We start from the raw sequence: 11,947 nt of genomic DNA, 5'->3' as shown, positions 1-11,947 counted from the left end.
AAAACGTTGAAGCAGGCATCTGGAATTATTCAGATGCCTGTTTTTGTTTGCGTGAATGAAGCCTTCTACGGTTTAAGCTTTACAATTCTTTATATTGTGATTGACGTGGAAAAAACATTACTAGATTAATATAAGTGTGTGGGAACGATCTCACATTGATGTGGGAACGATCTCACAAGTTAGAAAGGAAGTGCAGTGTGGATAATCTTACAATTAAAGAAATTGCCCTGCGTGCGGGTGTGTCCAAATCAACCGTATCGCGAGTGATTTCCGGAAAGGGATATTCCAGCTCGGGGGCACGTGATAAGATACTCCAGCTAATTGAAGAATTGCAATATAAACCTAATGCAGTAGCGAGGGCGATGGTTTCACAAAGAACACACAACATTGGTGTACTTATTTACCGCCGACATCATCCTATAGCATCACATCCATTTTACGGGAAAATTCTCGATGCCATTTTAATGACAGCAGCAAGCTTGAATTATTCTGTGTTCGTTACGACTGATCATGAGATGTCACTGCGCTCCGCCGATTATATGATGGAAAAAAGGGTGGATGGCCTGATTTTAATCAGCCGCTTGCAGCAGAACGTCATTGATTACATCACAAAATTCAGAGTCCCCTACGTGATGGTTAACGGATCTACAGAAGTTGACGGGGTCATCCACATTGTCAATCAGGACGAAGAAGGCGGACGGATGGTCGCCGAGCATCTAACAAATGCAAGGCATAGCCGAATATTCGTAATCGCCGGACCGCAGACGCATCGCAGCCACAATTTGAGGCTTAAAGGATTTATCAATTACATGGCACAAATCGGAATTCCAGTCCCATCATTTTCTGTTAAGTATGCTTCAACTTCGACCTTTGGTGAGGGATATGAGCTAATGAGCAGCCATTGGGAGCAATTTCGCGAAGGCGGATATACATCGATATTTGCCACCAACGATATGATTGCCCTTGGCGCCATGAAATTTTTACTAGAGCAGTCGATACGTATCCCAGATCAGATAGCCGTTGTAGGATTTGATGATATTGATTTCGCAGCCATGTTCTCACCCTCATTAACGACAATCAGAGTGGATACCGAGGAAATGGGGACACAGGCCACTATCTTGTTAGACAAGCTAATCCGGCAGGAGCAGAACATTGAGAATCCCAAGCAGCTGATGCCCAAATTGATTTTCCGTCAGTCAACTAAATAAACGTCTCAGAAAAGGAGTGGTAAGTTCGTATGCGCTGGTATTTAAATGCACTAGGCTCACGAAAAATCATTGAATTTATCATACTTGTTGTGTTCGTCATCTTTTTCTTAGGTCCGCTTCTTAATTTGGCCATTCTGGCTTTTACCGGAAATTGGACCTACCCGGATGTTTTACCGCATCAATGGTCACTGAAATGGTGGATGTTTGTATTCAAGCAGGAGGACATTGCAAAATCGATCAGCTTGTCCTTTATGATTGCATCCATAGTGACAGCTCTATCCATTGTTCTTTGTATTCCGGCAGCTTATGCGTTTGCTCGCATCCGTTTTCCGCTTAGCCGGTTCTTCTTGTTCTCGTTTCTCCTTACACATGCTTTCCCAAAAATGGGACTGTATGTTTCGATAGCTGTGCTCTTTTACAAGCTCGGACTAATGAACACTTTGCTCGGGGTTGTATTGATCCATATGATCAATGTGCTCATGTTCATGACTTGGATTCCAACTGCTGCATTTCGCAATGTGCATAAGGCTCAGGAGGAGTCAGCGAGGGATGTGGGGGCGAGCCCGCTTCGAGTCTTCCGCAGTATTACACTGCCGATGGCAATGCCAGGTATTATTGTAGCTTCGATCTTTACTTTCTTGAACTCGCTCGATGAAGCGCAGGGAACCTTTTTGGTGGGAATCCCTAATTACAAAACGATGCCAATCGTCATGTATTCGATCATTAGTGATTATCCGGCTTACGCGGGTGCTGTATTTTCGATTATCCTCACAGCTCCGACTATCATTTTGCTATTGGCTGCACAGCGGTTTGTGAGCGCAGATATAATGTCCAGCGGCTTCCAGCTTAAATAACCACAGATCAATTAGCCAAAATTAGGAGGCACATATGGACATACAGCTTTCCATTCAACAGTTGACGAAACGTTACCATACAGGAGAAGGAGTTACCGGTATCTCTCTTGATGTACGCAAAGGTGAATTAATCACGCTGCTGGGACCATCAGGCTGCGGTAAAACAACAGTGCTTCGCAGCATCGGAGGGTTTCTTGACCCGGATTCTGGTGAAATTCTTATTGAGGGTAAAAGTGTGCTTAAGGCGCCTCCGGAAAAACGTCCAACTTCCATGGTGTTTCAAGGCTACAATCTATGGCCGCATATGACGGTGTTTGATAACCTGGCATTCGGTCTCAAAATACGCAAGACGAAAAAAGACGAAATCCAAAAGGCCATCAAAGAAGTCCTGCAGCTGGTTCGTTTACCTGGAGCAGAGAGCAAATATCCGAGTGAGCTCTCAGGTGGACAGCAGCAGCGTGTAGCGGTAGCAAGATCTTTGCTCCTAAAGCCTGCCGTTCTTTTATTGGACGAACCCTTCTCTGCACTCGATGCCAAGCTTCGGCACGAGATGAGGGAGGAGATTAGAGAGATTCAAGCTCAAACAGGCCTTACGATGGTGTTTGTCACCCATGATCAGGAAGAAGCGCTGTCGATTTCGGATCGCATTGTCGTCATGAATCAAGGAAATATTGAACAAATTGCTTCTCCGCAAGAAATTTACGACGAGCCGAATACACTTTTTGTTGCACAATTTATCGGCAAAATGAATTTTTTGAAAGGGGTGATTAGGGACAATCAGGTAACCGTAGGAGAATTGAGTTTTCCAAATCCAAAAAATCTGGCCGGTAATGTAAACCTGGCTATTCGACCTGAAGATGTGATTATTAATGGTCAAGAGGAACAAGGTCTAACCGGCGTAATCAAACAGGTAATGGTACTTGGGCATTATGCCGAAGTGTCCATCCATTTACCGGGCTACGGCTTCATTCGGGCATTTCAACCGCGCGATTTCGTCAAAGATCTGTATTCGGGTCAACATATACAAGCCAGCTTCAAAAAAGCACTCGCATATCCGGAAAATTAAACCGATACATCAAGGAGGAATTATTCATGTTTCGCAAAAAGACCGCTCTCGTGTTAATGACCCTGATGACTGTTACTGCTGCTTTCTTATCCGGCTGCGGCAGCGCCAAAACTAACGATGGTGCAGCGAATTCAAACAGCAGCACAGCTCAAACAGCTGCAGCAAAACCTGTCGAATTCAACTTCTATTTTACCGGCTCGCAAAATGTAAAAGATTTGTGGGATACTCTGATACCGATGTTCGAGAAGAATAATTCGGAGGTTAAAGTGAACCCGGTCTATGTTCCGCCGGGAACAGGCGCCCAACCAACCTATGATCGTATTAGCGCTGCCAAACAAGCAAACAAAGGTTCCGGCGAAATCGATTTATATGAGGATGGTTTATCTTCTGTGACTCAAGGGCAAAAGGATGATCTCTGGGATACGCTAGACGGCGGCAAAATTAAAAACCTGGCCAATGTAGATGCGACGACGTTAAAAGATATCAGCAATCTGGCTGTTCCGTTCCGTTCTTCTGCCGTAGTATTAGCTTACAATAGTGAGAAAGTAAAAACGCCCCCAGCGACTTTGGATGAGCTGTACGATTGGATCAAGAAAAATCCAACAAAATTTGCTTACAATGATCCATCCACCGGCGGTTCTGGGAATTCCTTCGTCATGACAACTCTTTATAAATTTTTACCCGAAGCTGCCATTCATAATTCAGATCCAAGCATTGAGAAAGATTGGGATCAAGGGTTTGCATTGCTTAAGGATCTAGGGAAATCCGTTTATGGAAATGGCATATACCCAAAGAAAAACCAAGGAACATTAGATTTGCTGACAAGCGGTGAAGTTGACATGATACCGGCATGGTCAGATATGGCGCTTGAACAAATCGCCAAGGGCCAACTCCCCAAAACAACAAAAATCGCGCAAATCAAACCTGGGTTTAATGGCGGCCCTACTTATTTGATGGTGCCGAAGCTATCGGAAAAGAAGGAAGCTGTCTATCAATTCCTGAACTTCGTTCTTTCTCCTGAAGCACAGGCTGTAGTCGTAAACAAAATGCACGGCTTCCCAGGAATCAATCTATCAAGTATGCCGCAAGACATTCAAGACTCGTTCAAAGGTGCATCCGAAGGGTTCCGTACCTTCAATATCGGCGATCTGGACAAAGATATGGCCAAACGCTGGCAAAGTGATGTCGCTGCCCAATGAAGAAGCAGGTGAAAATGGGGATACTGGGATTACTTCTGGTGATCCCCTCTTTTTTATTACTCGTTGTCACTGTGGTCGTTCCGATTATTATTTCCTTCAAAGAAAGCTTGACCAACAAGGATGGCGGATACGATCTGTCGAATTACAAGTATTTGTTTACTGATAAGCTAATGCGCTCCAATATCATATTCACTCTTGAAGTAACGATAATTTCCGTTATTATCGTATTGGTCATCAGCTATTCGCTTGCCGCGTATATGAGATTCAATACTGGCAAAATCGTGACATGGATTCGGAACATGTACATGATTCCGATCTTTATTCCATCCGTTATTGCTACGTACGGCTTAATTCAACTGCTGGGCAATCATGGCTGGATTTCAAGGTGGGTTTTATTGCTGGGCGGTGAGGCGATGCCGCGCATTATTTTCGACATGAAAGGCATTATTATCGCCAATTTGTGGTTCAACATTCCGTTTACGACCATGCTGCTTGGGTCTGCCTTGTCAGGTGTCCCTAACTCGATTATTGAAAGCGCCAAGGACGTGGGAGCTGGGAAATTGCGCATCTTTATTCGCTTCATCTTGCCGCTGACTTATAAGACTTTGCTTGTAGCGGTGACTTTTGTATTCATGGGTGTTATCGGCTCGTTTACCGCTCCGTTCTTGATCGGACCGAACGCTCCACAAATGTTGGGTGTGTCGATGGAGCAAATTTTCGGCGTCTTCCAGGACAAGCAGTTAGCTGCAGCGGTCGCATTCTTTACGTTTCTTCTTTGCTCGGTGATGGGGTATTTCTATATTCGAAGCATGATAAAAGAAGAGAGTGTGAGATCATAATGAAACGACTGATTCTGGATGTAGAGGGAAACGTACAGCCCCTTTCCTCCAAAACCCATATTTCATACATCTTCCACTTGAATCAGCCCGTTGGTAAACTGTGGATCGACTTTGCTTATTGGCCTAAGAATCTCGAAGATCGAGAACAAGCCAGAGATATGATTACGGTGAGCATTAACACCTATGCAGAATCCAATCAGCGTGATCGAATGCTGGCGAAATGGGAATCATTCCTGCCGCTGAAGAATTTAATCACCGTATCTGTCGACGATCCCGAGCGACATCGCGGTGCGGGCCATCGTCATGATCCCAAGCAGCTCTTATTCATTGATGAGCAGGAAGCTTCCCCAGGCTTTGTTAGCGGTAGATTAATAGAAGGCCTATGGCAGGTCACTTTAAGCTTGCATGCGATTGTAACAGACAACTGTCATTACAAATTGCAAGTCCAACAAGAGGAGGTATAAGGACCATGCCCTGGATGGCTTGCGAATTACACAGTCATACGTTTCACAGCGATGGACAACAATCCTTGCTTGAGCTGGCATATGGGGCCAAGGCGCTAGGCTTCGCATGCATCGCTCTGACCGATCACAATACGATGACGGGTTTGAATCATAAAGAAGACGTGGAACAAGAAACCGGTGTTTCGATTATATCGGGAATGGAATGGACGACCTTTTACGGACATATGGTTACAATCGGACTGACCGAATTTGTTGATTGGCGTCCTGCGGGACCGGGAGATATCCATAAAGGGATTGCGGGTGTTCATGCCCACGGCGGAATCGCCGGTATGGCGCATCCATTTCGTATTGGAAGCCCGATATGTACGGGCTGTTTCTGGGAATTTAAGATTGAGGATTGGAATGATATCGATTATATCGAGGTTTGGTCCGGCACATTCCCTTCGATAAAGACGGATAATGCCCGCGCCTACCGCTTATGGACGGATAAGCTGAACGAAGGCTGCCGGATTGCGGCAACGTCTGGTCGCGACTGGCACACTCAGGAGCAAACGGATGAACCTTTATCCGTCACCTATCTGGACATCGATGAAGCGGAGGGTGATGTGACGAGCAAAGTGGTGCGTGCACTCGCCGCGGGTAAAGCGTCGGTAACTATGGGACCATTGGTCACGCTGGAGATGCGGTCAGATACTGCGGTTTATAGGATTGGAGATTGCGTTCCTAAGCAGGATCGAAGCGACAGCTATAAGGCAAATGTGAAGATTGATTTTCATACGAGGCAAGGCAAATGGGACTTTCCAGAGCCTCATTATGTGCTCTCTTTGGTTGGGAATAAAGGTGTTATAAGTGAACAAAACGTTCGTATTGATCAAGGAAATTATGTAATTGAAATTCCTGGCGATGAACTGGTCTGGGTTCGTGCAGAACTCAAGGGAACGGTTCGCGGAGCTCGCGCGATGATCGCCTTTACCAATGCTATATATGTGGATTAATAGAAGGAAGTGATTGTAGAATGTCTCGTCGATTCCCACTCATTACGGCCCACTCCGGAAGCATGAACACAATTGCTCATACGCTTCATTCCGTACAAACAGGGCTCGAGCTCGGTGCTGACATAGTGGAAGAAGACGTTAGGGTAACAAAAGACGGCATCCCAGTTTTGGCTCATGATGACGAATGGGTTACCGTGGATGGCAGGAAATTGTACATCTCGCAAATGACCTATGAAGAATTAAGAGAGCTTCAGTTTGAGTGCAATCATGGTGAGCACCATGAAACGGTTCGAATTTACAGGCTTGAAGAAATGCTGCCGATCATTCAAACTTCGGGTAAAGTCGTGAATCTGGACTTGAAGGTAGATGAAAGCATTGAACCAGTAGCAGCATTGGTTAGGAGCTATGGGTTGTCGGAGCAGGTCTTCCTATCTGGATGCGAAAAAGATCGAGCAATGATGGCTCAGCAATTAAACCCGGAAATGCGCAAACTGCTAAATACGGATACTCTCTTGTTTAGAACACTGTCATACAGGGATGCTATGGTTCAAACCTGTGAAGATGCACATGCAGCTTCCTGTTTTGGAATCAACATTTATCACAGTATCGTACAGCAGGAGTTTATGGATTATGCCACTTCGCAAGGGCTGCCGGTTTATGTGTGGACCGTAAATGAAGAAGAGTTAATGCGGCATTACACGGAACTGGGCGTAGCTTCCATTACGACACGAAATGTTTCAGCATTGGTTCAATTAAATCAAAAGATGCTGGGCGAGTAAACATAATTGGAACCTATATGTGTAATATCAAGCGTATCAATGAACCCCTTATGCCCACCTCGTCCAATTGGATTAGCGTTGATGTTGCTTAGCGAGATGCTCTGAGTTTGAAAAAGAAAGCTATTGTATTGGAAATAATGAGAGAGGATCTGTGTGTGTGCGGAACCTCTCTTTTTTGACCGATTACTATGTGTAAACAGCCGTATTAGCAGGATCCTCTACGCAAGTCGGCGATGTTATTGAAGATAAGGAGCAAACTGTAAAAATAGGACAGCCGCGTTTAATTCGTGTGTGTTAACGGTTGAAGATTTACATCGTTTCGTGTTCATAACGTCAAGAAATTCGACACACCGGTAGGACTTGGAGGATCTCATCTCCATTAGTACTATCGGACTTATTAAAGCGATTGAGAGCTTTCAGCCGATCAAAGGCACGAAGCTGGCGATTGGATGATCGGAAGAAGGAAGTTGTTGTTGGTTGGTTTGGATTGATAGCAGCTGGCGAGGAGCGAACGCAGCGGGAGATCGCGAAGGAGCTGGGGCTCAGCCGCTGCGGATGAAACTGTATCAAGAATTTTATAAGGCGAAGCAATAGGTATTCTAATACGTAAAGATATGGGATGAGAAGCCTTAGGAGAAAAATCCTAAGGCTTTTGGTGTTTGAACATAAAAACATATGAGCAAGCAAATTTGTGAATTAATGATTTAATATATGAAACAACTGGATGAAGATTAATTCTTTAAATGGGATTTAGGCGCAACCTCGTAGTTTTCTCGGTCGGGTCTTGGTCTCTCATTTAAGAAAAACCGTAAGGATGTATCACAGCATGATCTGATAGCATAAGGAAGATAGTATAGGGTGAACTGGTGTAATCTCGATAAAGTAACACATTATTGGAGGTTTGTGCAAATTAATGTCGAAATGAAACTTAGATAATATTCTTATAGACGGAGTCCAATAACAAGACATTTACTAATAGATACTGGGATTAAAAGTACATATATGATTTATTTAAAAAAATCTCTTGAGAGCATAAAAGCTAGAGGTGAGGGTATTGATCTGGAAATTATCACTAGGCGGTATATATGATTTTGATGTATATGACCCTGTCAGATCGATGAGAATTGGTGAAATTGAAATGTAATAACAGGAGGTATTTTATAAATGGCTAAAATGGAATGTTATTGTGGAGCTGTTCTATCAAATGGATCGGATAATGATATTCAACTAAGGGTTTACACACAAACAGAATTTGAAAAAAAAGTCCTTGATAAACAATTCCCCCATCTAACAAATTTGCCAGAGTATGATGTATGGAGATGTCCTTACTGCGAACGGTTATATTTTTTTAAAGATGGTAAATTGGAAAAGTTATACGTGTTGGAGAATAAATAACCTTCAAATGGAACCACATTGTTTTAACTCTTATGTGGTTCCATCATTTATGAGTAACTTGTACGGAGGTGCAGATAAAATGAAGAAAGTTCCAATTAGGGGATTGCTTATTTTTTACTTGTTTTATATTAGTTTTATTGTATGGAGTAACGTAATATCAGAGGTTATTGCACTAAATATTAAGAAATATAAATTTTCTATATCAACACTGAGCGAACTCACTTATTTCACCATTGCACTTTTCGTGTATATAATAATAATTTATTTATTTTTCAAGAGAAATAGATTGTTACCCATAATCGTTATCTTATTTGAAATGGGTGTTTTGTTAATAAATGGTTCGGATCTTCTAACTTTAAAAAACAGTTTAGTTACCATAATAGATACAATCACCTTGTCGTTGGTCAATTGTTTTTGGATCTATTATTTCAGCAATTCTAATAGAGTAAAAATGACTTTTAATTAATTTTATTATTGATGAGACGCTGAAAGTTGTGGAATATCATACCTTTAAGGGATGTTTAAGCTATTGGATTTCGGATCGGAGCAGAGATTTCTTGATTCTAATTCAGAACTTTATGCAACGCTAGTGAAAAGTGTTTTATAACTATGAACCACATGCAAGAGTAAGAAGTGCACCCTTTAGAATGGACATCGGAATAAACACCTAGTTTATCCGATTAATTCTAAGGGGCGCACTTCAAGTAACTCCATGTGGTTTTTGTTCGTCAAAAAGATTGAAATCATTCATAAACATGAATTTAATGATAGTAGTCTTTAATATGAAGATTATAGGTTGTAAGTTTTATCAATGAGGATACGTATGAAGGACAGGTCAATGATCCACTGACATTGAATCTTTATACTTATGTATTGAATAATCCGTTGATTTACACTGACCCGAGTGGGATGTGTGTAGCTGGAAAAGATGTAGGATGTTATGTAGATTCATTTAGTGGAGTTGATGGGCAATTAAATAGTCTGGTACAAGGTACTGTCGCAAGAAACTCCAGTATGTGGTGGGAAATCGAACGATATCAAGCAAAGTATTGCGATTCAACAAAGTGTAACGCTAAGTGGGACGCTAAACAAAAATTACTAGTGCAAGAAAATGACGGTATCAGGAATAATCCTTGCAGCTACTTTGCTGGTGGTTGCGATGTTGGTTCTGCAAGTTTTATTCTTAACGGTGAAAAAGCGATTGGTGTCAGACTTGCGGTTGAGATTCAGGAAGATACAAGCTCTGGTGATAGTTGGGCAAGTGCATTTGGTGAGTTTTTCTTAGGAAGTACAGCTTATGCAAGCACACCAAGTTTGCCTCCGAAACAGATTACACCAACAACAAGTATTGGATATATAGAGCATTATTATCGTTCTGGGGACCATGCCGTTCCTCATGTTCATGTAATTGACAAGAATGGAGTGTCTGTTAGGGTTGGTCAGAATGGTAAGCCGATATCTCCCGAAGATGACGGAAAATTCAATCGATATCACGCACAGTTAATTTCAACCTATAGAGGTGTAATCCGAAATAATGTTGCTCAAATAATGAGATTTTATCGAGCGTATCCCGAGCAAAGAAAGTAATTTTTAGGGGTGATAATGTTGGAACATGTCGTACAAGAAATCAATGATTTATTTGTCTTCAATGATAATGCAGACATTCTATTGGAGAAATTCAATCAATTAATTAACAAAGTAGAATTAAACATTCAGATGGAAATGCATAGCTTACTTTCTCTTGAGGCGCTTAAGTTTTTTTATGAAAATAGGGCTAGATTGCAAATTTCTGATGAAGTTAAAGAGCATTTAGTTTGGTGGTATTTTAAGTGCAAATTTAATGAGTTTATTTTGGACAGTGAATTTCAAGATTTATTGCTGGTATACAAGGAAACTCAGTATATTTCCTTGGAGAGTATAGTTATTTCATTGCTAAAAGCAAATATATTGTCTGTAAATCAAGTTGTTGATGCGGACAGTGTGTTTTCAAGTAAGGCTTACAAAAGAGAGCGATATGCTCACTCTTGCCAGATTGACATTATGAAAGGAAACAAATTAGACCTTAGTAAGGTTAATGCGCTATTGAATTTTAGGTTATATCCATTGCTTGAATCCGCAATTTCAAAAGATTGTATATCCAAGGAAGGAATTCAGTTGCTCTCTATGCCTTATCTTGAAGCAGCTGATAAAAAAATCAGATTGAAGTTAGCGAATCTAGCTCAAAAGTATTTATAATGTTATAAGCCACATGCAAACGGTAGACCCTGAAACTGGAAATGTTAGCGGACAAAAACGACCTTCTTATGTTGGTTTAGCTCATGAATTGATTCATGCTGATAGAGCAATGCGTGGAGCGCAATACGAATATAAAGAGATGGGAACTTATAGTTATCAGATTAAAACAAAAACAGGTAGTTTTTTGGGAATGAATTATACGGAAATTTGGAGGAAAAGACAGACGATGCCGAAAGAGGAATTAGCCACTACCGGGTTAAATTATGTAAGAAAAGGTGATATAACTGAAAACGCTATAAGAGCCGAGCATGGGTTACCCTTGAGAGGAGCATATTAGTCTAGTGATAAAGAATATGTTTTTTGGGTTATTTTATATTATCGTATGTCTTTTGATAGGATTATATATCTTAAGGATTACTTCGAAAGATGTTGACGATGATGTAATAATGAAAATTTCAATATATCCTACAGCAGTACTCGATGAAACATATTTGTTTGTAGTAAGGTCAGATAAAATGCTCGAGGTATCAAAAGGTGTTCGGAAGCATCAAACGTTTGATTCTGATTTTTTCTTAAGAAAAGTAATAGATATGAAAAAAAGGAAACTAACTGCTGAAGAATCAAAGGTTCTACTCGATGCAGCAAATAGAATCGAAGAAACGAGCGATAATTTCACAAAAGAATTAATTGCGGATGGGTGGGATGTGTCCATTTATTACAAAGGAAAAATAATGGATTTGAACTACTATGGTAATGAATCAGTGGATTTAGATGTATTAGTTAATCAACTAATTACATTGTCACCAATTACCGTAGATCTGCATGGGTGGTCGTAATTTTCACAGCTTAATATATATTCTTCAATATTCAAAAATTAACTGCAGATGATTAAATATGTACTTATTTCTTCTAT

At 41.4% G+C, this 11,947-nt stretch carries 14 protein-coding genes and 1 pseudogene; all 15 read left to right on the top strand.

The annotated features are described in order from the left end of the window. Positions 1 to 197 precede the first annotated feature (197 nt). The 15 genes and pseudogenes from EKN16_RS13490 (at position 198) to EKN16_RS13415 (ending at position 11,870) form a co-directional block, all read left to right on the top strand. On the top strand, positions 198 to 1,208 hold the full coding sequence (locus tag EKN16_RS13490; protein WP_125657855.1) for a LacI family DNA-binding transcriptional regulator: 1,011 nt from the start codon (positions 198 to 200) through the stop codon (positions 1,206 to 1,208). A gap of 29 nt (positions 1,209 to 1,237) precedes the next feature. Next, positions 1,238 to 2,062 carry an ABC transporter permease gene (locus EKN16_RS13485; protein ID WP_125657852.1) on the top strand — a complete coding sequence of 275 codons (825 nt, stop codon included), beginning with the start codon at positions 1,238 to 1,240 and terminating at the stop codon, positions 2,060 to 2,062. A gap of 34 nt (positions 2,063 to 2,096) precedes the next feature. Continuing rightward, positions 2,097 to 3,128, top strand: coding sequence for an ABC transporter ATP-binding protein (locus tag EKN16_RS13480; protein WP_125657849.1), 1,032 nt, complete (start codon positions 2,097 to 2,099; stop codon positions 3,126 to 3,128). Between the two features lie 26 nt (positions 3,129 to 3,154). Further along, entirely contained in the window at positions 3,155 to 4,327 is a 1,173-nt protein-coding gene (locus EKN16_RS13475) for an extracellular solute-binding protein (protein ID WP_125657846.1), read from the top strand. After that, positions 4,324 to 5,166: an ABC transporter permease gene (locus EKN16_RS13470; RefSeq protein WP_125657843.1), complete on the top strand. Its 843-nt coding sequence runs from the start codon at positions 4,324 to 4,326 to the stop codon at positions 5,164 to 5,166. The genes EKN16_RS13475 and EKN16_RS13470 overlap by 4 nt, the downstream gene beginning before the upstream one ends. Then, positions 5,166 to 5,630, top strand: coding sequence for a hypothetical protein (locus EKN16_RS13465; RefSeq protein ID WP_125657840.1), 465 nt, complete (start codon positions 5,166 to 5,168; stop codon positions 5,628 to 5,630). The genes EKN16_RS13470 and EKN16_RS13465 overlap by 1 nt, the downstream gene beginning before the upstream one ends. 5 nt (positions 5,631 to 5,635) lie before the next feature. Then, on the top strand, positions 5,636 to 6,625 hold the full coding sequence (locus tag EKN16_RS13460; protein ID WP_125657837.1) for a CehA/McbA family metallohydrolase: 990 nt from the start codon (positions 5,636 to 5,638) through the stop codon (positions 6,623 to 6,625). A 20-nt stretch (positions 6,626 to 6,645) separates the two neighbouring features. After that, positions 6,646 to 7,404, top strand: coding sequence for a glycerophosphodiester phosphodiesterase (locus EKN16_RS13455; protein ID WP_125657835.1), 759 nt, complete (start codon positions 6,646 to 6,648; stop codon positions 7,402 to 7,404). 326 nt (positions 7,405 to 7,730) lie between these two features. Next, positions 7,731 to 7,998: pseudogene (locus EKN16_RS13445) on the top strand (sigma factor-like helix-turn-helix DNA-binding protein); the annotation flags it as partial. A 570-nt stretch (positions 7,999 to 8,568) separates the two neighbouring features. Next, positions 8,569 to 8,799, top strand: a complete 231-nt coding sequence (locus EKN16_RS13440; protein WP_125657826.1) for a DUF8617 domain-containing protein — start codon at positions 8,569 to 8,571, stop codon at positions 8,797 to 8,799. After that, a complete protein-coding gene (locus EKN16_RS33720) occupies positions 8,711 to 9,265 on the top strand; it encodes a DUF2569 family protein (protein ID WP_125657823.1) in 555 nt (184 codons plus the stop codon). Before EKN16_RS13440 ends, EKN16_RS33720 begins: the two co-directional genes overlap by 89 nt. Positions 9,266 to 9,651: 386 nt before the next feature. Next, positions 9,652 to 10,386, top strand: a complete 735-nt coding sequence (locus EKN16_RS13430; protein WP_125657820.1) for an RHS repeat-associated core domain-containing protein — start codon at positions 9,652 to 9,654, stop codon at positions 10,384 to 10,386. A 15-nt stretch (positions 10,387 to 10,401) separates the two neighbouring features. After that, on the top strand, positions 10,402 to 11,034 hold the full coding sequence (locus tag EKN16_RS13425) for a hypothetical protein (protein ID WP_125657817.1): 633 nt from the start codon (positions 10,402 to 10,404) through the stop codon (positions 11,032 to 11,034). Between the two features lie 13 nt (positions 11,035 to 11,047). Beyond that, entirely contained in the window at positions 11,048 to 11,371 is a 324-nt protein-coding gene (locus EKN16_RS13420; RefSeq protein WP_125657814.1) for a M91 family zinc metallopeptidase, read from the top strand. Positions 11,372 to 11,375: 4 nt separating this feature from the next. Beyond that, the gene (locus EKN16_RS13415; RefSeq protein WP_125657811.1) at positions 11,376 to 11,870 is read left to right on the top strand and encodes a hypothetical protein; all 495 of its coding nucleotides are present in this window, start codon (positions 11,376 to 11,378) and stop codon (positions 11,868 to 11,870) included. Positions 11,871 to 11,947 lie beyond the last annotated feature (77 nt).

It is taken from the genome of Paenibacillus baekrokdamisoli (assembly GCF_003945345.1).
Classification (GTDB): Bacteria; Bacillota; Bacilli; order Paenibacillales; family Paenibacillaceae; genus Paenibacillus_Z; species Paenibacillus_Z baekrokdamisoli.
The sequence above is the reverse complement of the archived record's forward strand: the minus strand, read 5'-3'. Positions and strand labels throughout refer to the sequence as shown.